This window comes from Arenicella sp. 4NH20-0111 (assembly GCF_040366405.1).
Lineage (GTDB): Bacteria > Pseudomonadota > Gammaproteobacteria > Arenicellales > Arenicellaceae > Arenicella.
The window spans coordinates 438,823-461,748 of record NZ_BAABWF010000002.1; the positions used below are offsets into that span (position 1 = coordinate 438,823).

General features: G+C 44.6%; 22 protein-coding genes. 16 read left to right on the forward strand and 6 right to left on the reverse strand.

Annotated features, from left to right (window positions below):
* Positions 1 to 139 precede the first annotated feature (139 nt).
* Both ABWW54_RS05990 and ABWW54_RS05995 read left to right on the forward strand, forming a co-directional pair.
* A complete protein-coding gene (locus ABWW54_RS05990) occupies positions 140 to 544 on the forward strand; it encodes a YeeE/YedE family protein (protein ID WP_353411159.1) in 405 nt (134 codons plus the stop codon).
* Between the two features lie 27 nt (positions 545 to 571).
* Positions 572 to 994, forward strand: a complete 423-nt coding sequence (locus ABWW54_RS05995) for a DUF6691 family protein (protein ID WP_353411161.1) — start codon at positions 572 to 574, stop codon at positions 992 to 994.
* A 133-nt stretch (positions 995 to 1,127) separates the two neighbouring features.
* Here ABWW54_RS05995 and ABWW54_RS06000 read toward each other — a convergent pair whose 3' ends face one another.
* Positions 1,128 to 1,994 carry a LysR family transcriptional regulator gene (locus ABWW54_RS06000; RefSeq protein WP_353411163.1) on the reverse strand — a complete coding sequence of 289 codons (867 nt, stop codon included), beginning with the start codon at positions 1,992 to 1,994 and terminating at the stop codon, positions 1,128 to 1,130.
* A 69-nt stretch (positions 1,995 to 2,063) separates the two neighbouring features.
* On the opposite strand from ABWW54_RS06000, the gene ABWW54_RS06005 reads away from it, so the two are divergent.
* The 3 genes from ABWW54_RS06005 to ABWW54_RS06015 all read left to right on the forward strand — a co-directional run bounded on the left by ABWW54_RS06005 (position 2,064) and on the right by ABWW54_RS06015 (position 4,431).
* Positions 2,064 to 2,714, forward strand: a complete 651-nt coding sequence (locus tag ABWW54_RS06005) for a glutathione S-transferase family protein (protein WP_353411165.1) — start codon at positions 2,064 to 2,066, stop codon at positions 2,712 to 2,714.
* Between the two features lie 11 nt (positions 2,715 to 2,725).
* Positions 2,726 to 3,013, forward strand: a complete 288-nt coding sequence (locus tag ABWW54_RS06010; RefSeq protein ID WP_353411167.1) for a DUF1330 domain-containing protein — start codon at positions 2,726 to 2,728, stop codon at positions 3,011 to 3,013.
* A gap of 209 nt (positions 3,014 to 3,222) precedes the next feature.
* On the forward strand, positions 3,223 to 4,431 hold the full coding sequence (locus ABWW54_RS06015) for a serine hydrolase domain-containing protein (protein WP_353411169.1): 1,209 nt from the start codon (positions 3,223 to 3,225) through the stop codon (positions 4,429 to 4,431).
* 103 nt (positions 4,432 to 4,534) lie between these two features.
* Here ABWW54_RS06015 and ABWW54_RS06020 read toward each other — a convergent pair whose 3' ends face one another.
* On the reverse strand, positions 4,535 to 5,485 hold the full coding sequence (locus ABWW54_RS06020) for a DegV family protein (RefSeq protein WP_353411170.1): 951 nt from the start codon (positions 5,483 to 5,485) through the stop codon (positions 4,535 to 4,537).
* Between the two features lie 227 nt (positions 5,486 to 5,712).
* Positions 5,713 to 6,777, reverse strand: a complete 1,065-nt coding sequence (locus ABWW54_RS06025) for an AraC family transcriptional regulator (protein WP_353411172.1) — start codon at positions 6,775 to 6,777, stop codon at positions 5,713 to 5,715.
* Positions 6,778 to 6,964: 187 nt separating this feature from the next.
* Between ABWW54_RS06025 and ABWW54_RS06030 the strand changes: the two genes are divergently transcribed.
* The gene (locus ABWW54_RS06030) at positions 6,965 to 8,464 is read left to right on the forward strand and encodes an amidohydrolase family protein (RefSeq protein WP_353411174.1); all 1,500 of its coding nucleotides are present in this window, start codon (positions 6,965 to 6,967) and stop codon (positions 8,462 to 8,464) included.
* An 83-nt stretch (positions 8,465 to 8,547) separates the two neighbouring features.
* On the opposite strand, the gene ABWW54_RS06035 is transcribed toward ABWW54_RS06030, so the two are convergent.
* Positions 8,548 to 9,291, reverse strand: a complete 744-nt coding sequence (locus ABWW54_RS06035; protein ID WP_353411176.1) for a helix-turn-helix domain-containing protein — start codon at positions 9,289 to 9,291, stop codon at positions 8,548 to 8,550.
* 248 nt (positions 9,292 to 9,539) lie between these two features.
* On the opposite strand from ABWW54_RS06035, the gene ABWW54_RS06040 reads away from it, so the two are divergent.
* Positions 9,540 to 11,399, forward strand: coding sequence for a TolB family protein (locus ABWW54_RS06040; protein WP_353411178.1), 1,860 nt, complete (start codon positions 9,540 to 9,542; stop codon positions 11,397 to 11,399).
* 251 nt (positions 11,400 to 11,650) lie between these two features.
* Here ABWW54_RS06040 and ABWW54_RS06045 read toward each other — a convergent pair whose 3' ends face one another.
* Together ABWW54_RS06045 and ABWW54_RS06050 are read right to left on the reverse strand one after the other, a co-directional pair.
* Positions 11,651 to 13,177 (reverse strand): amidohydrolase family protein, encoded by a 1,527-nt coding sequence (locus ABWW54_RS06045; RefSeq protein WP_353411180.1) that lies wholly within the window; start codon positions 13,175 to 13,177, stop codon positions 11,651 to 11,653.
* A 126-nt stretch (positions 13,178 to 13,303) separates the two neighbouring features.
* Positions 13,304 to 14,410 carry a helix-turn-helix domain-containing protein gene (locus tag ABWW54_RS06050; protein ID WP_353411182.1) on the reverse strand — a complete coding sequence of 369 codons (1,107 nt, stop codon included), beginning with the start codon at positions 14,408 to 14,410 and terminating at the stop codon, positions 13,304 to 13,306.
* A 531-nt stretch (positions 14,411 to 14,941) separates the two neighbouring features.
* On the opposite strand from ABWW54_RS06050, the gene ABWW54_RS06055 reads away from it, so the two are divergent.
* The 9 genes from ABWW54_RS06055 (at position 14,942) to ABWW54_RS06095 (ending at position 22,807) form a co-directional block, all read left to right on the forward strand.
* Positions 14,942 to 15,742 (forward strand): MipA/OmpV family protein, encoded by an 801-nt coding sequence (locus tag ABWW54_RS06055; protein WP_353411184.1) that lies wholly within the window; start codon positions 14,942 to 14,944, stop codon positions 15,740 to 15,742.
* Between the two features lie 31 nt (positions 15,743 to 15,773).
* On the forward strand, positions 15,774 to 16,124 hold the full coding sequence (locus tag ABWW54_RS06060) for a DUF4156 domain-containing protein (protein WP_353411186.1): 351 nt from the start codon (positions 15,774 to 15,776) through the stop codon (positions 16,122 to 16,124).
* A gap of 185 nt (positions 16,125 to 16,309) precedes the next feature.
* Positions 16,310 to 16,885, forward strand: coding sequence for a PepSY domain-containing protein (locus ABWW54_RS06065; RefSeq protein WP_353411188.1), 576 nt, complete (start codon positions 16,310 to 16,312; stop codon positions 16,883 to 16,885).
* Positions 16,885 to 17,562, forward strand: a complete 678-nt coding sequence (locus tag ABWW54_RS06070) for a response regulator (protein ID WP_353411190.1) — start codon at positions 16,885 to 16,887, stop codon at positions 17,560 to 17,562. Before ABWW54_RS06065 ends, ABWW54_RS06070 begins: the two co-directional genes overlap by 1 nt.
* Before the next feature lie 13 nt (positions 17,563 to 17,575).
* Positions 17,576 to 19,051 carry an ATP-binding protein gene (locus ABWW54_RS06075; protein ID WP_353411192.1) on the forward strand — a complete coding sequence of 492 codons (1,476 nt, stop codon included), beginning with the start codon at positions 17,576 to 17,578 and terminating at the stop codon, positions 19,049 to 19,051.
* Positions 19,052 to 19,067: 16 nt separating this feature from the next.
* Positions 19,068 to 19,391, forward strand: a complete 324-nt coding sequence (locus ABWW54_RS06080; protein ID WP_353411194.1) for a Bor family protein — start codon at positions 19,068 to 19,070, stop codon at positions 19,389 to 19,391.
* Entirely contained in the window at positions 19,388 to 19,783 is a 396-nt protein-coding gene (locus ABWW54_RS06085; RefSeq protein WP_353411195.1) for a Bor/Iss family lipoprotein, read from the forward strand. The genes ABWW54_RS06080 and ABWW54_RS06085 overlap by 4 nt, the downstream gene beginning before the upstream one ends.
* Positions 19,784 to 20,064: 281 nt before the next feature.
* On the forward strand, positions 20,065 to 21,183 hold the full coding sequence (locus tag ABWW54_RS06090) for an FIST signal transduction protein (protein ID WP_353411197.1): 1,119 nt from the start codon (positions 20,065 to 20,067) through the stop codon (positions 21,181 to 21,183).
* A 55-nt stretch (positions 21,184 to 21,238) separates the two neighbouring features.
* The gene (locus ABWW54_RS06095; protein WP_353411199.1) at positions 21,239 to 22,807 is read left to right on the forward strand and encodes an ATP-binding protein; all 1,569 of its coding nucleotides are present in this window, start codon (positions 21,239 to 21,241) and stop codon (positions 22,805 to 22,807) included.
* Positions 22,808 to 22,926 lie beyond the last annotated feature (119 nt).

Sequence of the window (22,926 nt, forward strand, 5' to 3'; positions counted from 1 at the left end):
TTACCGAAGTCGACACTGATTGCGCTTTCTATCACAGTGGTGACGCGCCCTGGGAATTTTGTGCGAGATTCAAAATAAGTTCTCTTTTTCTCATGATAACAACAGTTTATAAATTAAATTTAGCGTAGGTATCTTTTTTATGGAAACGACCATTTGGCCAATATTCGGAGGGGCATTAATCGGCGCCTCAGCTGTAATTCTAATGCTGTCGATCGGCAAAATTGCCGGTATCAGTGGTATCGCTTGGGGGGCGCTCTCAAGAGGGGTGGCGCCAACCGATCGATTTTGGAGATGGTGGTTTCTGTTGGGCGTGGTTGGTGGAGCCTATCTTCTGCATTTTCTAACGGCTAAGCCAATTCCATTGGTCATCCATGCGCCTTCTGAAGCGTTGTTGGCGGGTTTGTTGGTCGGCATAGGCGTAAAATTGGGTAATGGCTGCACTAGTGGTCATGGGGTATGCGGTGTTAGCCGTTTTTCCGGTCGATCCATAGTAGCAACCATTGTTTTTATGGGTGCCGCGATACTGACCGTTGGCATAAGGTAAAGGTGAAGCGTGAAAAAATTACTTAGTGTGTTGCTGTCTGGCATTCTCTTCGGCGCAGGACTTGCTTCGTCGGGTATGACTGACACGAGCAAGGTTATTGGGTTTCTTGATGTCTTCGGTGAGTGGGACCCAGACTTGCTTTTTGTAATGGGTGCTGCGGTGCTCACGACCTATATCGGATTTAAGTTCGTTCTAACCGCAAGGGAAGAACCACTCTTCGGCGAGGTGTTCTCCGTACCGACACGATCCGATGTCGATGTGAAACTCGTTTCCGGAGCGTCTTTATTTGGAGTAGGTTGGGGGCTGTATGGATACTGTCCTGGACCAGCCTTCGCATCAATTATCTATCTTTCTCCAATGACCGTTGCGTTTCTGCTGTCCATGTTCGTCGGTATGGCCATTGGTGAGTACCTGGAAAACAGGTTGGCGAACGTGGCTACACCGGGCTGACCCGTGCTGAAAAATAGCACTTAGTGGCACGATTTTTTCTCAGGTTTCCCTATTCAACTATTTCACATTTTTGTTATAAAACAATATCTTGAAGATCATAGTTTAAGTAAATAATTGTTTAAATTTGGTTGTTTTAGGTTTTCTCAAATAATTCAATCGAGCTTTCTAGTTTTTCAAAAATGTATTCTCTGCAAGTTTGCACACGCAAAGTGTTTCGTAAGTCGACATGGCTGAGCAACCAAACTCCCCATGGGGACTTAGGCAAATTTACGGGCAGCACGTTGATGTGGTTGCTCTTATACATATTGTGCATATAGGCGGGCATACGTGCCACGCCCAGACCTTGTTCAACCGCTTTATACATCGCCAGCAGGTCATTTACTTTTAGGGCTATGAATGGCTTATGGACGTGGGCTATTGCCCAATCGGGAATACCTAGTTGGTCAGTCCACGCAATGACAGGTGTCCTCGTATGATCGGATAGAGCTAGGTCGTTTGAGTGGTAAATACCGTGCGCCAAGTTGCAGATTTTTCGCCCAACCAAATAGTCTGGTGGATTACTTGACAGTCTCACAGCGATGTCAGCTTCTCTAGCGGCTAAATCTTTCAGTCCCTTCGCGACCAACATGTTGATTGAGATGTTCGGGTAACGTTGCTGAAATTCAGCAAGATGCTGGACGAAAAAAAACTCGAAAATATCGTGTGGCATTGTAATGTTAACGGGCCCCTGTAATCGCGAGTCTAATCCCAGAAGTTTGCGCGAAAATGATTGACTAAGGGCTTCAATTTCAAGTGCGAGTTCAAAAACGTCTGCGGCTTGATCAGTGATCTTATAGCCGCTCCTAAGTTGGTCGAATAGGCGCACGCCATGACGCTTTTCGAGCGCTTTGATTCTCCTCGATACCGTTGAATGGTTGACCCCCAACTCGCGGGATGCAGCCGTAACGCTGCCTGTCTTGGCCACCGAAAGAAAATATCGAATATCGTCCCAATCGTTCATTGGTGCATTTTCGCACAATTAGAGTGCATTAATCGATAATTTATTATCAGGTATCGAGGTTGTACTCTCTTGGCAGCAATTAAAAATGAACCCGGAGAATCCGATATGTATACCTTGTACCACGCCAATGGCGCGTGTTCACTAGCCGTTAAAGCCGCACTCACTCTAGCAAACGTCGAGTTTAGAACAGTGACGCTGGACTTTAGTAAGAAAGAGCATCTGAGCCCCGACTACAGGGCAATAAACCCGTTTGGAAAAGTGCCTGCGCTCGATACAGGGGAATTTGTTTTAACCGAGGGCGTAGCCATCCATTTGTACCTGGCTGAACAGTATTCGGAAGCTCATTTACTTCCAGATCGCGTGCCTGACCGTTATCAAGCGTTGAAATGGTTGTCTGTTATTTACTGTAATCTTCATCCGCATTTCGTGAGGATGTTTTACCCCGAACGATTTGGTACCTCAACACAAGACATAAAACAAAAAGCAACAAACGATATTTTGAGTACTTTCTCCCTGATAGACAGGCAATTAGAGAGCTCGGCTTTCCTTAGTGGCGATTCTCTTGGGCCAGCAGATCTCTACCTGGCCGTACAGCTTCATTGGGCAAAGAGTCTAAAAATCGATATTGAGCCCTTTAATAGTTTTACCTCCTTTTTGGATTCTATCCACCGTCACGAAGTGATTGGCGAGATATACAAAAGCGAATATTCAGTGACATAGGAGATATCTTTATGAAGGCATTTTTTGTAGCGCAACTCAGAATAAAGTCAGATGAGAAGTTCAAAGAATATTCGATCAAAGCAGCGAAAACGATTTCGGACCATGGCGGAGAAGTTTTAATACGCGGGAGCATACTTGAGCACTTGAACGGTGAATTCCCATTCAATCTCATTGCCATCGTCACTTTTCCTGACGCAACGAAGTTACAACGTTGGTTTAAGTCTGAAGAATATCAGTCGTTGATACCTTTGCGAGACGAAGCATCCGACATGTTGTTGACTGGATTTAAGGCACTTTAGTCTTTGAATTATCTCTCAGAATGAGCTGATTGATCTTAGGTTAATGGATTGGGTGTAAGCACTCTTTATTGGCTTAAGTGGCTTTAAACGTCTTTTAGTCTTTGAATCAATCAGCAAGAAGTCAGCGAAAAATCAGGTGGACTTCACGTAATTGTTTTTAAATCCATTACTTTGGTTTTCATTATTCACAATAAAACAATAGGTTTCCGATGAAAATGAACGTTTGGATTAAAGTTTTAGCAGCAGCTGCTTTATCCTGTGGGACGACTCTCGTCATTGCCCAGGATAGAGAGGAGCGATCAGCAAAGGCAACGCTTGCAGAAGTAGGGCTAGCGTTTAAGGATATCCCTGACCTTGCCAAGGCGATTGTTATTGAAGACCCAACAGGTATAGGAGGCGGAAGTAACGTGTTCGCTGGCACACTAGATCTAGACGATCGCAGTAGAGATAGACTTGCCGACCTGGCGCGCGAAATTGGCGATGCAAAGCACGGCAAATTTGATAGTCTACTTGTAGTTCATAAGAATAAACTTGTGTTTGAATCGTATTATTTACGTGGGCGAATCGACCTTCCTCATCCACAAGCGTCAGCGACCAAAGCCTATACTGGCTTAGCGATTGGACGTGCAATTGAGCTCGGGTATTTAACGATGTCTGATCTAGATAAGCCATTGATAGGGTTCCTCAACGACCTTGATCCTTCTAAATTTGTGCCTGGTGCCGATAAAATTACGCTACACAAAGCGATGACAATGCGTTCTGGTATTCGAATAAGTAAAGACAAGAAAGAAGAGCTCAACGGAAATCATACTCTGGTCAAAGGACAGAAGCATGTTCAGGCTTATCTAGAGCACAGTGAGCCGATCACCAAGCAGTCTCAGAGCTTTTTGTATCAGGACGACCCCAGACTAGTGATGCAAGTTCTCGAGGCTGTTGTACCCGGAACGGCGAAGGAGTTTATAGAACGAGAGCTTCTCGATAAGTTAGGCATAACGAATTTCGAGTGGAAGACGGATATTAACGGCCTCCCACAATCCGGAAGTCGTACCAGCATGACATCGAGAGACATGGTTAAGTGGGGAACCTTGGTTAGAAACAAGGGGAGATGGGGCGGCAAACAGCTTGTTTCTGAAGCCTTTATTACAAAGGCAATCGATAGAATAGTCTACACGGGAGATGAGGATGTCCACTTTGGAGGCCCAGATGTCACTAAGCAAGGTTATGGATATTTTTGGTGGGGTACCGACCTAAACTTCAACAACACTGATTACAGCAGTGTTTCTGCTCAGGGTGGTTGGGGGCAGTTGATCACGTTAGTTGATGAGCTAGACTTGATGGTGGTCATTACTGGTCATGATAATGACACCCCGTATCTACAAATAGTGGCAGAGCGAGTTCTTCCTGTCTTTATCCAATAGTAAGGCTGGTCATCAGTCAAAGTTGGGTGAATGTGGTTTTTTTGGGGGGGGGCGACGCCACTCCGGAAATATCGCGTGGTAGTTATTTAGGATATAAAACAGGCTATTTAGGATCTAATGTTTGATCTTTAGGAGCGATTCCAACGGAAACCGATCCTGATGAGTAGTTGATGCACGCGCTGACGGACATCATCCCAGAAATGACCATGGCACCGTGCAGTTTGGCTTTATTCTGTAAGGACTGAAACTCTTTCATTCCATGCAAGTTGCTAATTTCTCCCGCATAGGAAACGTGAATTATGGGCAGGTGTAGTCCACTTTCAATGCATTGCTCGGCATGTTCAAATAAGCTCTTTATGGCTTGTTTGTAGCCAATTTTCAAGTGCACAATTCTGAAGACATCGTTGGATACGCTAACTAAGGGCGCATTCCTTTGAAGCTGACCAGAAACCGCCGAGGTCATTGAGATCGTTTTGTGCCCGATCATTTTCATTCTAGATCGGGCTTGCATGATGTCGCTGATGACCGAGTAAGTCCTCAAGTTTGTTTTAAAACCATCCGCTTTCTCAACGACGGTTTCTAGGGCTACGCCTTTGTTCAACAAAGCGTCGGTGTAAAGAGCCAGTAGCGTTTGGCCTGAGCTAGAGTTGCCGCTATTGCTGAATATCAACCTAAATGGTTCAGTGATGCCAGCCATTTTCCGTACTATTCGCGCGTCATTTTCTATCGTTTTAGCACACTCTTTTACGTTTTTAAAAACATCACTTAGCAGAGCAGACGTGCTTTGAAAAATCGCACAATCGTAATGAGGGGCGATTTCGTTAAGCAGAAATACCGTCATTTGTTCAGGCGTCGGGCTCGTCGCGTTTGCCTTAGCATTATCCTTAAGCAGGTTCTGCTTATAGAAATGCTTTAACTTTTCAGCGTCTAGAATATCTATTCCAACTTTACCGCCTATTTCGGTATTCAGCGGAATCGCCTTAATATGGTCCCGGGTTTTCAGGACATGGGCTGGAATGTTTGACATTGAGTCTACAATAACGACGTATTTCATATCTCTTTTTGGTTGATCAATGTCCTTTTGGTTAGGCAGATTTCATTGACGACTGCCCCGTTTACTTCTGATTTTTTCAGTAGAGTAAACCTACCATGATTTTAAAATTCACATTGTTAAGATTGTTAAAACTTATTGGCCAGCACGTTTTGCAATCTGCCTAGCAAATTGCCTAGCAAGCCCACTATAGAAATGAAGTGTTTTTATCGAGTCGCGCGAAGCGCGCACTATTGGCCATTGAATTGCAGGTGACGGTAGGCACTAGGAGACATGCCTTCGAGGCGTTTGAATTCCTTGTTAAAACTTGATTTAGTATTGAAGCCTGCCTCAAACATGACGTCAGTGATCGAAATGTCGCCTGGCTGCGAAAGCAAGCTCTTAGCTTTTTCCACTCGATAGCCGTTTAGGTATTGAGGAAAGCTGACTCCCCTTTGTAGATTTATTACTTCGGATAAGTACCTAGTTGGGATGTTTAAGAGCTTCGCGATATCCATGATTTTGACATTGCCCTGGGTGTAGGGCTGTTCGCTCTCCATCAAGCGCTCAAGCTTTTGAAAATAGCTTTCGCAAAGTTCGGGAGTCAGTTTTGAGCTACTGTATTTTTTGTGTTGTTCTCCGAATGAATACATCCATTCAAGCAATGGCGAACGACGTAGAAAAAACCACAGAGCTAATGCCGTAAATAAGAAAGAAACCCAGGAGCTAAACAGCAGCCCAATCGAATTGTTCAATTCGGAGCCTTGAGAGAGCTCTCTGTAAATATAGACATCACCAAAAAAGAAGAACGCTAACATTCCGGCAACTATCCATAACCACGATTGCGCGTTTTCTAAGTCGTTTTCTACGTGTTTGAGACCTTCGCGTTTTTTAAGCAGTAGATTAAGCACAATGACTGAGGAGTAAGCGCCCAGGCTAATAAGAATCTGGTAGTCAATTGTACGACGTAAGTACGAAATATTACCGAGAAGGGCGGTTGCTACTACCAAGGCTGGAATAAAATGGATGAGGTGAGATAACCTAAACCGGAACGCTGGGTTATGGACAACGACGTAGTAAAAATACAGAGCTGGACCCAGTAAAGTTGCGGTGGAGGGACGTACAATTTTTGCCACCGGCCAGTTCCACAACAATATTGAAACGAGCAAGAGGCTCTGAGTAGCCCAAATTAAACAATTAACCCCCAGTAGGTGTGCTGGGAAATGATTAGCCGGCTTACTGGATAGTAAATGTAGACCTATTAAGGCCCAAATAAAGCTATTCATGCTGGCGATAAAAGGAATAGTTTCAAACATCAAAGCATCTTATCAAGTTTGACCTGGATCCACAGAGTCAAGACTAACCCTGTGGCGATTTAGTAGGTGGTGGCCGGCAAGTTTACGCGAAGCCATCAAAAACAGGTACTCATTCGCGTTTTAGGTCTCTTTCAGAACGCCGAACCTTGAAAATCGAGAGCCTACTATCTTTGCAAAATGAATCTCTATGAAAAAAATCAACGTAATCGCGCTAATCTTATTGCTCTTGCTCAGTAGCGCGCACGCAAACGCGAGTCGCTTGCTTATTAAAAATGTGTCGATTATTTCTCCCGAACGAGGAGCGATACTTGAACATCAAAATGTACTTATTGAGGATGGGCGCATAACAAGTATTGGGAGTAACGCCGACGGTGCGGATGTTGCGAGCAGGGATATCGTTTTAGACGCCACTGGCAAGTATTTGATACCGGGCCTAATTGACAGCCATGTGCACTTGTCTGGCGTTCCAGGAATGCTGCCTTTCCATGAAGCAAAGTACCCAAACGTGGCTAACCAGGCAACGTTGCAGATCCCTAGATCGTACTTGTATTTTGGCTTTACCACGGTTAACGACCTGTTTTCTAGTCAGGAAACCATTGATCAGTGGAACCAACAAGAGCTGAGTCCAGATGCCTATTTTTGCAGTGGCGTACCGCTGGCGAATGGTTACCCGATGGCGTTTATCCCCAAAAAGGATCGGTTCAATTCCGGAGCCGCGGAGTACTTTCTATACGATGAACGACAAAAAGATGACATTCCTCCGACTGTTGATCCAGCAGATCACGCGCCTGAAACGATTGTCAGAAAAATTGGTGCCGCCGGCGCTTCCTGTATTAAAGCGTACTATGAGCGCGGGTTTGGGCATTTACGTAACTTGCCCAACCCAACAGTAAATATGGTTAGAGAGCTAGTCAACAGGGCTCACCAAGTCGGATTGCCTGTATTTATGCATGGAAATACGCAAGAGTCACACGCGTTCGCCGTCGATGCAGGTGTGGACGTGATTGCGCATGGGATGTGGCACTGGAATGATAAAGATGGTTCGGAAATTTCAAAAGAAATAGAGTCACTAATTGATTCCATTGTGAGTAAAGGCATCGGTTACCAGCCTACAATTCAAGTCATTTATGGTGAGCAAGAAATGTTCAATACGTCATTTTTTAATGATCCAATGTTTTTGCATTCTGCTCCGAAGGCGCTAATTGACTGGTACGGTTCAGAAGAGGGTGGCTGGATGCGGGAAAAAATAGCCGCTAATCTTATCGTTGGCAAACGGGAGTTGGGCTATGAAGAGGTCAAAGAAAGCTACGCGTTACCGATTCGTCGTGCAATGCGAGTGTTAAAGCAGCTTGCGGATAAAGACGCAACGTTGCTATTTGGTAGTGATACGCCAAGTGGCCCCATTTTTACGCAGTATCACGGCATGAATGGGCGGCTGGAGATGCAAAGGTGGGTTGAAGCCGGTGTCAGTCTTAAAAAGCTATTTCTCGCACTCACGATTGATAACGCAGACACACTTGGACTTGCAGACGAAATAGGGACAATTGAACAGGGCAAGACAGCGAATCTATTGTTGCTCAATTCGAACCCGCTGAAGTCTATCAAAGCCTACGATGATATAGATTTTGTGATCTTGAATGGAAAACTGATCAAGCGAAAGACGTTATCGGCAACCTATGCTAACTAGGTGCGTGCATTGTTATTTCATTCTTGCCTGAACGTCACATCAAGCAAAGAGCTAGAAACGTGAATACGATCGTCTAGGCCGCATTAGCCTTTTCGTATGCCGGTCCAAGGGCCAATCGTCCAGGTGCGATACGCAACAACCATTGTGGTACTTTTTCGCTCTCGATCACCGGGGCGAAAATGCCGGTCCTGATAAGTGAGTGTGTCGTAGAGATCGACCAGCTCCATGCATTTTCGATCGAGTTTCACTTTTGACTGGTCAGTCAGGTCGCCGTAGCGGATCACTCTGAGTGATCCGGGCTCCTTGAAGTCGTGATCAAAAAAAGCCGGTATAAAGTGTTCTCGGAAAAATGCCGAAAGTGGCCCATCGGGAAGCCACTGAAAATTATTGGAAATCAGTGGCCGAATTCGTTGGTTTGACCGCACCTCTAAAATACCAAAGCCTTCCAAGATTTTGAGTCGCGCTATGACGTCATTTCGCTCTAGCTTATAGCGATAAAGAATATCTTCTAATGACCAAAAATTAATCGCCGCGTAGGCAACCAGCAGTAATGTAAAGTCACTGAGTAGGGCGTTTTCTTGTTGCACTGTCAGTTTTGAAATTCGGGTAACTTCATCGTTAACGTTTTCGACCATATCGAGCAATTCGACCCCTAGTGCGTCGCAAATTTGGTCCAATCGATCGAGTGAAAAGTTGCCCTTAGCAAACATTTTTTTGACGGTAGATTCCGCGATATTAAGCTGATAAGCGAGGTCTTGGTAGTTGATCCCTTGTCGCTTTAGTTCTCGCTTAATATTAATGATCAATGTTTTGGTGTTTGTGCTCATTTGGTTTAGAAGATGGCGATCATTTGACTAATAGCATTGAATGTTTCGTATATCCTAAATATACTAAATAGAGAATATTTCTCTATGGTATCAAAAAATGATACTAATTAGTCGGTCTTAGTATAAGTTAAATCAACTAAGGGTGGTTTTCGGTCGAATGAGAAGGTCAGGGCGCGATGAAATACGGGCTCTTTAGTGTTGTTGTGTTCATTCAATTGGAAGTTGCCTGACACGTATTCAGAAAGCCCATGGAATCAAAAGCCAATTTATTTGCGGTTCTCATCATCACTGCCTTATTTTCGTTCCCTTCGCTGCCTTCGCACGCTCAAAAGGGCGCTGCAATCGTGCCGGTCCTGCAGCTATTGTTGGAGACAGACACGTTTTGCTCTGGTTCGTCGTCTTCGTCTATCTCAGAATTCGTGACGGCTCCCTATGCGTTCAGCAATGGCACTCTGACTTCGGCGAACCCCAAATCGGTGCCCAGTGGAAGCTGTGTCGTTTGGGTGGATCAACAAAATCTTGATAACAGCCCGACCGATTTCACTCCGAATGGCAACGAGAGCTTTGCGACAAGAGATATTTTTATGTTGAAGCTGGACACAGGAGAGCTCTTGAGAGTCAGCGATCCGATGGCTAACAATGTGGCAAGTGGCGGTAACAGAGAGGCGGCAAGCCCAGCCATCTCCGACGATGGTGGCAAAGTGGCTTACGTGCAAGAAGGTGTTCAAACCACATTCGTTGGCGCCGGTGACTTTACCTTAGGTGATGTCTATGTACGCAATATGGAAGACTTAGACAGCGCGCCAATACAAGTGAATATCGCTGAAAATGGAGCAGTTGGCGCGGCTGGCACGCCAATTAGCAACGATTCTCTGGGCAACAGCAGCGGTGCACGAGCCAATGAGAGCCTACAAGTTATTGATATTTCCGGTGACGGCAACAAGGTTGTTTTCATTAGCAATCAAGCACTCTCGACTGATGATAATAATGGCAGCAATGATGTATACCTGCGTGATCTAAGCAGCAATACCACAGAATTAGTCAGTGTTTTGAATGGCACCGCAGGTGGCGGGGTGGCTACTCATGTAAGAACCTCGAGCAATGGTCGTTACGTCGCTTTTTCAAGCACCACCGACTATACCGTGGGCGAGACTTCACAGTCCTCACCGGCCGATTCTCCAGACATATATCTGGTAGATACGAGTAATGGTAATATTGCACTGGTGAGCGGGCGGGCCACTGGCCAAACAGGCGGCTTTGATATGTCGGCGGATGCCAGTCGCATGGTAATCGCAAGCAACGAAGGCTTGTTACCTAGCGACACAAACGAGTCCTTTGACGTCTACTTGGTGGAAATGGATTTAACCAATTTTGTTGTGTCTTCTCGTGAACGGATTAGTCTCCCCGATGGTGGATTTGAAGTCTTTGGCGGCGACAGCTTTACGCCGAGTATAAGCCCCAACGGTAATCAGGTGGCCTTTGTTAGTACCGCCAAAGATCTAGCCGACTATCGAGAAGACTACGTTAACAGTGTCGAGCAAGCCTTTCTTATTAACCTTGATGATGGCGTGCTTTTGCAACCGGCACCAACTCGCGCCACGGCTGATGAACCTGGCTTGAGCTCACACATTGAGCTGGCGAATAACGGATTCTTTTATCGCAAGACACTGAGCGCGGGTTCCGGCTCACCGACTACCAGCGATTCAATTACCGCCGGTGTCGCTATAAGCGCATCAGGAGTGGATGATATAGGAACCATTGAAATCAAGGCCTTTGAACCGGTTCGAAGCAGAGTGGACAGTGCAAGCGATGTGGATATTTTTGAGCTTAAAGGTACCGGCCAAGCACTCACTCTGGAGGTAGCCATAGAAGCCGTAGATTCAAACGGCGGTACATTACCAGATCCCTTTATTAGGATCTTGCGTCGCTCAAGCAATGGGGCATTTAATGTAGTGGCCGTAGATAATGACAGTGCTGCAGGTCGTGATTCACTTGTTGATATAGACCTGCCAGCGTCTGGCTCATTATTCATTGAGGTTTCATCAGCTGATGGGTCGACGGGTAGTTACCGGCTTAGGGTCGCTGGGCCAGACGAGCTTTTTCTGTGATTTTTGGGGCCAGTTCTCGTAAAGGATTGTCATTAGCCTAAATCTAAGCCGTGTGGCAATTGATGTGAGCACAAGCCCAAGGAACCAATGAGCTAAACCGAATGATAAAGTGTGTTCGTAATACTTTGTACTTCTATGCATTACAAGGCCTAAAGGTTGTTCGCTTTAACGAACAACCTTCGATTTTGATGTGTAAATACGGTTAATCAAAACCACTCGCTGTGAGTTAGGCTTAACTGATCAGCAGTAGATTACCGGTACTTGTCAATATTTACCTTTCGACTGTTCTCATTGGCCTTCTTAACAGCGGACAACATGGCGTCCAGCTGATCTCGTTTGAACACACGACCGTTGAGTATTACCGTATCAATCGTACGAGTGTTACTAATATCAATAAGCGGGTTTTTATCAAGGATGAGTAAGTCTGCTCTTCGTCCGGCTTCGATAACGCCTGCGTTGCTGTCCATTAACTCAGCAGGATTCTTTGTGGCTGTAGCCAGCGTTTGGGCTGGACTCATGCCGCCAAGGTTAAGAGATTTTAGTTCTTTGTGTAAAGAGAAACCTGGAACGATGACGAACCCTCCAGAATCAGTACCCGCAACGATCTTCACACCTCGCTTTACCATCGCCTTCAATAAAATGTGGTGAGCGGCTTCTCGGGCCCTCCAATACGTATCATCTATCTTGTACCCCTCTTCAGATGGGGCGTTCACGGCTTCAAATTGATTAAAACCGGGTAACCATCCAATTTTGTAACCCGGTACCACAGTGGAACCTTCAACAAGTGCTGGGTTGGCGTATTCAATGGGAACTGTTTTCAACTTTGATTCAAGGTCACTAAACTGGTCATGTATATTTTCCATATAAAGCAATACTGAATTGATGACCATATTCTTTGCCAACAAGTCATCAATAATTTCTTCACTGCGCGCCTCAACATGAGCGTAGAACGCATCACTGCCTTGTTGATTGATCGAACCAAACTCACGAATCAATACGCTAACAATTTCCTCAAGATGAGCTACTTCGCGCTGTTGAGTCACTTTGAGCTCGGATAACTCCATGGTTAAAGGGAAATGGCCCACCGTTGGCGTCCCTAACTCGGCCGCCAACTTATTCACGGCTCGGTAGCTAGGCATATCTAGGTGGTAGGTCTTGATTGCATCGTAACCCTGTTCGACAAACTTTTTCACCATGCTTTCCGCCTGATCGATGCGGCGCACGGCTTTATGAAAGGTAAAGAACTCAAAGAGAATGCCTTCGAGCAAACCCTTGGTGTTAATCGGAGGCGAGGTAACGTACATTTTAGGCCCAACCCGACCGTTTTCGATCTCCTCGCGTAACGTCAGTCTTTCGGCGAAGCCTCCTAAATCTCTGATATGTGTTACCCCGTTTGCAACATAGAGCAGCAGGTCATTAGGGCTCCTATGCAGGTGTACGTGAGAGTCTATCAACCCAGGAATGAGGAACTTGCCATGTCCATCAAGGACCGTGGCATTAGCGGGAATGGTGGTCTCAGAGCTCACCGAGACGATTTTGCCATTATCGACAATGACCGTATGGTTAGGGAGCATGGATTGGCCATCGGCTGACAGTACATTCGTATTGGTGATCGCTGTCAGCGTCATTGGCGTTGCGAACGCCGTATGATCAACCAGTTCAGTATAAGCACCATACATTGATTTGATCTCTTTTTTGTACCAAAAAAAGGATCCTAGCGCGAAAATTAGCACGAATATTAGAAGGCCTATAAGCCATTTCGAAAGTGTTTTTGACATGGTGTGACTCCATCTGTTTATTTGATGGGTCAATTTCAGCATTCGAGCAGGGCTGATGCGCCTAAACTTATAAAATTAGACGTCCAAAGTTATAATTCTGGCTCTCTGTAGTTATAAATCAGCAACTTAAGTCTGATTTGTTAGCGACTGTCGATGTTGACTTGGCGTCTTTCCTGTTAGTTTTTTGAAGATGGCGTTGAAGCTACTCTTCGATGAAAAGCCAGCATCCAAGGCCAGGTCAATCAATTTGCTCTTGTTTTCCTGTTTAAGCTGCTCACACACTTCAGCAACCCGATATTCGTTGATAAATTGATTAAAGTTTTTGCCACTGTGTTGATTTAGAGTCTCAGACAAGTAATGTGGACTCACTCCAACTTCCTCGGCCAGTGAAGCAAGGGTAAGCTCACTATTTCGATACAAATTTTGTTCTTCCACCTTTTCTTGCACGATTTGCAAAATACTTGACCGCGTTTCTTTATCGATTAAGCCATCCGACGGTTTTCTATTTGTTGTTGCTTCTGGTTCCGCCGCGAGTTGCTCAATATGAAACAGGCTCGGGTTTCGCCACTGCGCCAAAGCAATAAAGTACACCATAAGTACTAATAACAAATACGCTAGTGTATTGACGCCGTGAACTCGGCTAACAAAGTTAAAAAATATGCTTAAAGACCAAAATGAAACGGTAAATATAATAAGCCCCCATAGCCACTTAAAAATATCGGGGTTATACGAAGATAAGGTTTGTTTGGCTTTAGTGTGGTAGTACTTAACCATTCTGATGGTGAGCGCTGTATAGACGATGATCTGGCCAAAAATCACAGTTTTGGTGATCATCTTTATCAACAGGGCTTCATCGGGCAGTCTAACAAAGTGTAAGGCGTCTGATGGCGAAAACAAGACATTGTAATTGATCAGATAACACAGCGATAGCGGGATTAAATGGAGAAAATCCAACGGCTTTAGTGGTAACCCTGTCAAAGCTGTTCGGCAATATAGGTAAGTAAGGCCACCATAACAAGCGGGCAGGAACACCAAGGGCGCAATTAACCAAGTAAAGTAACTATTTTCAGCCTCAACAATGAGTGGCAGGGAGAATGTGGTTGCTATAAACAGACATTGTACGCCTAGTATTTTGCTTGCGTAGTTAACTCGCTTGTCACTCACGAGAAGTACAAACAAGAGAAAGCCCTGTAACGCGCCAATCGCAAGAATTAAGGTCTGAGTTTGAGGCATGTTAAGGGTTGGTGCTATGACGTGAAATTGGATTGGGTAGTCTAGCAATTGTGAGTGCGAAAATCGATTATCTCTACGCCCAAGATACCGCTTCGGAGGACAACGTTTAATGCAAGCCCGTTCGCGAGCTCAATAGCATTCTCAATAAAGTGAGGTCTCGTAACGTCTAACGTTTCATCCTAGGTTTTCTTAGCAAGAACTAGTGCTAAAGCGGGACTTCTGCCTGTATTGAAGTAGCGATATTCAAGCGCTCTATTTTAGTGTCTTAGTGCTCCGTAGAAGGGGGTAGGTTTTACTCCGTCTGTAGCTCCCAGACTCTTGATCTAGTGACTCTATATCCGTTGACAGGAAATTAACTTTAATGAGCTCAGGAATCGTGGAATTACCACGATATTTTAACTGGAGCTGGCAACCAAATGGTCAGGTCTTACGTTGTTAAGGTTGAGTTAATGTACGGTTAAGCTTTCGTTAAGAGCTCTGATTTAAAGTGCTGACTATTCAATAACTCAACACCGATCAGAGAATCATATTATGAATACTTTACACAGTAATAAAGCGAATTTACTCAAGACCCTTTTGGTTTTGGGAGCCACCAGTGCTGTAACAATCTCAGCCAATGCGAGTGATGCTATAGGGCCTGGTGACAGCGACAGTAAATGGGTTTTGGGTGTCGCCGTTGGTGGCTTCAATAACCCGTTCATTGGTGAGGGCAATGACGGTTGGATTAGCCCGACGGTGCGCTACAACGGTAAACGCATTTTTATTAATGATGACAGTTTAAACATTCATATCACAAAGAGTAATAACTTCAGCGCTGGCTTGAAGGTGGCGCTAGACGGCGGTTTTTTAAGTGATAAAGACAATTATAGAGATAACGTAAAGCTTGCCGGATTAACCGAACGTAAAGGAACCGTTCTTGCTGGTATTTACGTCAATCACGACACGGACCTTGGTCGGTTAAGTTTTAGCACGCTCACCGATGCCGCCGACAAGCATGATGGGCGAATGGCCTCGCTTAAATACACGTTTGATCTGAACGCAGGGAATTGGAACATTAATCCGGAGCTTGGCGCGCAGTGGTTGAGTGCCGACTACGTTAACCACTACGTGGGAGTAAGTGATGGCGAAGCAACGATTTCACGCCCTCAGTATGACGCGGACGATACGTTTATTGCGTTTGCTGGAATTCGTGCTCGTTATGAAATGACAGAAAACTGGGACATTAATATAAAAACGGGTATCAGCAAGCTTGGTTCCGAATATAAAGATAGCCCGATAATAGACGATGATGTTGTGTATCAAGCTTCGTTTGGCGTTAACTACAATTTTTAATTTACACGATTTAGAGACTTTGGAACTTAAGATGAAAAATATAGCTACCATACTGATTTTACTGGCCTTAACCGCATGTGCATCAATAGATTTACAACCTGAAGCCGCCATGGTCAGACTGACTCATACCGAGCCCAGTGCGGACAAATGCCAGTTTCTCGGGGATATAACTGGCGCTCAAGACAATATATTTGCCTCAAGCGAGAACCTTGAAACTGGTGCTCGCCATGACCTTAAGAATAAAGCACATACGATGGGAGGAAACGTCGTTTATCTACTCACTCAACGAGCAGTGGAATCAGGAGTACTATACGATGGCAGTGGCGGTCAGGATCAATCAGCCGTTGTTCTTACCGGAAATGTCTACAAATGTTCAAAGTAATTGATGTAAACGCGCCAAAGTGCTAGGGCTTACAGTTTTAAATCAGTACTAGGGTTTGTGTGGCTGTTGATTAAACTTGAAATCCAAATTGATAGTTTAAACGGTGGCAGTATCAATGATACGATGCATCTCGATACTGCCACCAAGACAGCCACTCCAACATATTTATTAATTAGGGTTTATCGTTGAAATTCTGCCTCCTTTTCATTCTGTTTTTTTGTGGCGGAGTCGCGAACTCTCAAGATGCTGAAGAGCAGGATAGGGCGAGCGATACCCCTAAAAAAGGCGAAGAAATATGGTTGGAGGAAAAGATATCACCGACCACTACCTGGATTGAAGATCTGGTCAAGCCATTGACAACCTGGATGGAACAAAAAATAAATGCGCCTGAGCGAGAAGCCGCTAGACAAGGACCAAGCGAGCGCCGTGAAGGGACAGCCTCCGCAGCCAGCAATGAGTCCAACATAGAACCTGATGATTTAGTTGGTTCGTTTATAACCGCAGAGCAAGCGAGCAAGTTAGCTAGAGAACACATCGCCGGAAACGTTCTACATATAAAACTCATACCCAAATCCAATCGCTACCGCGTTAAACTCATCTCGGAGCTTGGTGAGATCTTTATTGTTTATGTCCATGCCGTCTCAGGTGACATCGTTTTTCGAGATAACAGATCAGAAGATCAGTCACTCAGTCAGGATAGAAAGGGTGTACAAGTACGCCCACATACTGACTCTGAGCGTGATACTAAGGAAAGACCATAATGCGAATTTTAGTAGTAGAAGACGATCTTGAGATACAGGGGCAATTGCAGCGAAAACTAGGCCAACTCGGTTACCAAGTCAGTGTGGCTGAAGATGGTGTTGAAGCTTTATTCTATATTTCCGAGTATGAAATTGCCTTGGCAATTGTGGATTTAGGGTTACCTCGCTTGGATGGAATGCAATTGATCCAACAGCTTCGATCTAATAATCATGACCTACCAATTCTTATTTTGACTGCACGAACGGGGTGGAAATCTAAGGTTCAAGGGCTCAACTCAGGTGCTGATGATTATTTAGAAAAGCCCTTTCAATTTGAGGAGTTGGTCGCTCGAGTTAATGCATTATTGCGCCGCTCATCAGGCCGCACGCAGACCAAGTTACACATTGGCCCTATTTGCTTGGACATGAGTAGCCAACTGGTTTGTGTTAATGATAAGGAAGTGAACCTCACTGCATTTGAATACACAGTATTGGAGTACTTTATGATGAACCCTCAAAAGGTCACCAGTAAGTTTACGCTCATCGATCAGCTGTACGATATGAATGAAGAAACCGAAAGTAATGTGATTGAAGTCATTATCGCTCGGCTACGCAAAAAGATAGACCCCTCGGGTGAATTGCGACCGATTGAGACACTGCGCGGCCGAGGATATCGATTTAGGAAGCTTGCGGGTTGAATTAATCGTCATAATGAATTTGAGCCATTCAGAACTTAGTCATCATGGTCAACAAGTGACTGAAAAAAATGTAAACGTGTTTGCGAGAATAAACAAAATACTCCAGCGTATGTCGCTTGCTAAGCGTATGTTTATATTATCAACATTAATACTATTTGCCTTTCTAAGTGGCGCGGCATTGATGTTGCGCACGGTATTTTCGATTAGTCTTGAGAGTATCGTGCAAGAAAAATTGTCATTACATACGTATCAAATGCTGTCCACGGCCGACAGTAATGCTGGAATGATGCGCCTACCAACTCGTCTCAACGAACCGCGTTTTAATCAACCTCAAGGTGCATTGATTGCCTTTGTGAAAGAGCTCACGCAGGATAACCAACAACGTGAAGTGTGGCGAAGTATGTCGGCGAATGATAAGCAGTTTTCATTTCCTGCACCCAGCAGCGGTCAGTGGTTTTTTGGGCGTGCGCGAGGAAGTGACGGCGCTCAATATTATGTGTCCAGTTACACTACGACTTGGACAAGTGATTCTGGGGTAAAAGCAAAGTATGTTTTTACCGTAATGGAAGATTTTAGTTATTATCAGACTGAGCTATCTAAGTATCGTACCGTCATTGCCGCCGGTTTATTTATTTTTGCTCTGGTCTTTTTGTCGCTGCAGACTCTGATATTACACGTAGGCCTTCGACCTGTACGAAAAATTACGTCTGACGTAGACGACATGAACAAAGGTGAATCTCGATCGCTTGTCGGTCAATACCCCAGAGAGTTAATGCCACTGACGACAAACTTAAATCGGCTGATTGATAATGAGAGACTCCAACGGGAACGTTATCGAGAGCGCATGGCTGACCTGTCACATGGCTTGAAGACCCCGCTTTCTGTCCTCCAGGGACTTGGTACTGATATTGATGAGCAAGGATTGCCTATATCGCGCAGTCATTTACTTCAAATACTTTCAAATCAAGTAAGCAGAATGACTAAACTTGTGGATTACCAATTACAACGTGCCATCCCTAACGGCTCGCCTACCGTATTTGCTAAAATAGAGGTTGCTAGCAAAGCGATTGAGGTTATTTCTGCCCTCGATAAAGTTTATGCCAGTAAGGCAATTACCAGTAAACTAGACATAGAGGAAGGGTTGTTTTTCTACGGTGATGAAAGTGACTTGATTGAAATGATCGGTAATGTTTTGGATAACGCTTTTAAGCATGCCCAGAGCTCCGTGAGTTTTACTGCCTGTAGAGTATTTATAGACACTGAAGACCCTAAGATATCATTCACAGTTGAAGATGATGGTAAAGGGGTCCCTGTATCGAAAAGAGAGGCCATATTGCGACGAGGGGTCCAGCTAGACACTCATGGCGAGGGGCAAGGGTTTGGGTTATCAATCGTGGCTGATATAGTCAGTAGCTATGAAGGTCAGCTTACGATAAGAGATTCCAGCTTGGGTGGTGCCTTGTTTCAAATAACAGTACCCACCCGTTGAGTAGAAGAGATTTTGTATGTTTAAATTATGTAACGTGGTGTATAGAAAGGTGGGTTTGATATTACTGTTGACTATGTTTGTTAGCGCGTGTTCGACGGTAACCATTCGGCCATACGGCGGCTCTAAGGACAATTCGAAACCGAATTACGTCGACAGTAAACCCTTTTACTTTGGTGGGCCTTTTGGTAAACATAAAGTTGATGTGAATGACGTTTGCGATGGAAATGATGTAACGCAAATGCAAACCGTCATGACCTCATCCGATTGGTTTTTTTCGATAATCACCATCGGTATTTACACACCCCGAACGGCTAAAGTTTGGTGCGAGGCTGATCAATGAAATTAGTAACACGTTGCGTTATGAATACCAACGCTATGGGCGTTATTGCGTTCGGGGTAGTGCTTTGCTTGTTAGCGGGTTGCAGTACCATCCAATTTGTTCAGCTTGAACAGAGTGTGGATGCGCCGACGGTTGATCGTTGGCACCATTCAACCCTCAACGGTATGGTGGAAATTAGTAAGCCACTGGATGTTCGATCTATCTGTGGTGATAAGGCATGGACAACCATCACCACTGAATTTACTTTTTTGAATGCGTTACCCGTCATTCTAGTGCCCAGTACTCCTTTGATCTCTTTTTACAGTGCTTGGACCAATAGAGTTAATTGTTACACCGTTATCAACACTAATGATGCGCCGTTGGGCAACCCTTCGGACGCGGGAAAACACTAACCCGTATGCTGAACACTGATTATTTACGTGTTCAGCAATAAGGATATACTCGTTAAGCGGGGTTAGGCATAGACTCCATTCGGGGTTACCAAAGCTGTCTGGATAGTAAATCAATAGACGACAAATCACTGGTATTCGGTACATTGGTTTTTACGTGCTTAGTGTTTACTGATCGAAAATCTAACCAAAGACGAAAGGGGTAGCCTCCTTAAGGCAGGTTTAATATTCAGCGTTTGGGTGTTAATCTCTGTGGACAAACTATTTTTTTGGGGTGGGAAGAGATGAAGACTAGTTTCAATGAACAAAACGACTTTCTAAGCTTTAAACAGGATTTGGCAAAGCTTGCAGATTCCTCTGAAAGTGGATGTCTAATGGTATTTATTTGTGACGATAATGATTGGGACCCTGATCAAATGTCGGCCGTGTTTACATCAATTGAAGTACCATTAATTGGTGGAATCTTTCCACAAATTGTATTTGGAGTTAAACACTCTTCTACTGGGTATCTTATTGTCCAATCGGATCTAGAGATACAGCCAGTTGTGATTAAAGGTCTTGATGATGATTCAGTCAATTTTGAGTCCTTAGTCGACGAAGCAATTGATCCGGAGTTGCAGGTAGCGTCTATGATGGTTCTTGTTGATGGTCTCTCAACTAGGATAAGTAGTTTCGTGGATTCTCTGTTCGCGCTGTTTGGGGCTGATGTGCGATACATCGGCGGTGGTGCGGGTTCCTTAAGCTTTGAACAGTCACCATGCGTTTTCTCTAATGAGGGGCTTTTTCAAGGTGCGGCGGTAATCGGGCTGACTTCAAGTTCACTCCCTGTTGAAGTGGGCCATGGATGGGAACCCATCGACAAAGGGCACTTCGTTACTCGGGTTGAAAAGAACGTTGTAAAGGAGATTGATTACAAAAATGCTTTTGAGGTCTATCAAGCCATCCTCGCACCGTATTTAAACGGTAAATCATTTGCTCCTGAAAATTTCTTTGAAATAGCTCAGTCGTTTCCCTTAGGTATCAAAAAGATCGACGGCGATTACGTTGTTCGGGACCCAATTTCAGTGAATGAAGAGGGCCACTTGATTTGCGTTGGTGAAATGCAAGAAGGTGATCATATTGATATTTTGCAGGGTAAAGCCGACAAATTAATCAGCTCGTCTAGCTCGATAGCTGAAAAGCTATTTAGGGCTCCTCAGCCCAGTGCAGGGGTATTTGTGATGGACTGCATCTCTCGTGCATTATTTTTAGAAGACCAGTTTGAAGCCGAACTCAGTGCAATAGCCGATCAAGCAAACCAAGAACACTGTATTTTTGGTGCGCTTGTATTGGGAGAAATAGCTAATTCTGGAAGTGGATATCTCGAGTTTTACAATAAAACCACGGTTATTTCGTTACTATGACCCGATGAACATGATTCGGTTGGAAAAACAAACCAGTTTGTTGTACGAGATTGCCATGAGCATTGGCAATTCAACCAATCTCGATATCTCCATGAAGGAGTCTTTAACGACATTGCTGCGCAAGCTTGATGGCATTGGAATCGGCGTGTTCGATGAAATAAATACGGATACCCCAATTGCTCAAATTCCGAAACGCGGCCAGAAAATTTCCAACGAATTCCTTCTCCAAGCCCTGCAAAATAAAGATCGTAGTCAACTACGGGAGCATCTTTTGTTGGAACAGAAGATGACGGATGAGTATCTCTATTTCTTTAACTTGCCAAAAACCGGGGTTCTTTTCTTTAGGCGACGACGCTCGTTTGACGATGTTACGTTAAAAGTGCTGGACCGCCTTTGCGATAAGTTGGATCAGAGCATTCAAGCCTGTTTTGCGACCGAAAAACTGTATAAGAAAGAGCGAGATTTGCAAAATTCGCTTTTTGAACTAAAAAAAGCGCAAGAGGTCAAAGACAAGTTTCTTGCGACCGTCGCTCACGAGTTAAGAACCCCATTGAATGGCGTTGTTGGTTTTATAGAACAATTGGCGGATACAGACCTTGATGAGACGCAAAAACACTATTTAGAGGTAATCAATCATAGCTCAGACAGCCTGATGGGGATTATCAATGACACCTTGGATTTTTCTAAAATTGACTCTGGAAAACTTGAGCTAGATCTTCATTCAATGAACTTGCGAGAGGTGTTAGAACCGGCAATCGAAATTTTCAAATGCAAGGCCAGTGAAAAGGACATTTTGTTGATTACCGAAATTGATGATCGACTTCATCAAGGTGTGTTGTGCGATTCTCTTCGGCTGAAACAAGTGGTGAGTAATTTGGTGAGTAATGCCATCAAGTTTACTGAGACCGGCAAGGTCGAGGTCGCGATCAAACTTGTCGAAGAAAGCGACAGCGAGCTTAGGGTTTCTTTTGAAGTTAGCGATACTGGAATAGGTATTCCCTCGAGCAGTATCGATAATATTTTCGATCCGTTTTCACAAGCCGAGCGCGCAACCGCCAGGCGTTTCGGTGGGACGGGCTTAGGATTGGCTATTTCATATCAATTGGTTCAAAAACTCGGTAGTGAGCTGACCGTTCAAAGTGCGTTGAATGAAGGCAGCGTTTTTCGGTTTGAAATTCAACTAGCGAAAACCAAGATTTCATCGCCAAATGGGGAAAATCATTTCGAAGTCGCCGACTTTTCAGGGAAAAGCATTTTGGTGGCGGAAGATAACTTGGTTAACCAAATGCTGGTCAAAGCAATATTAAAAAGCATACAAGTGGATTTCACCATCGCTGATAACGGCGCTGAAGCGTGTGTGGAGTTTGAGAAAAGTGAGTTCGATCTCGTGCTTATGGACATCAACATGCCGGTGATGGATGGACTTGAGGCGCTCGCGAAGATGAGAGAATTTGAGGCACACTCTACGCGTTCTAAAACCCCCATTGTCGCATTAACCGCGAACGCGCTGGTAGGTGATAGAGAGCGCTACATTGCTAATGGGATGGACGACTGTTTGTCTAAACCATTAAAGAAATTAGAGCTCTTTCGAATATTAGAACAACAGATAAAACTGGCTAAATGACCATGAGTTGAATCAAGTTTCGCATGCGTGGCCTGAGTGTAAATACTCTGGAAGTCGATCCTGTATCTCCATCGAAGAATCGACTTGGACTAAGTTGCGTTCAGCCTGCGTTAAAATGC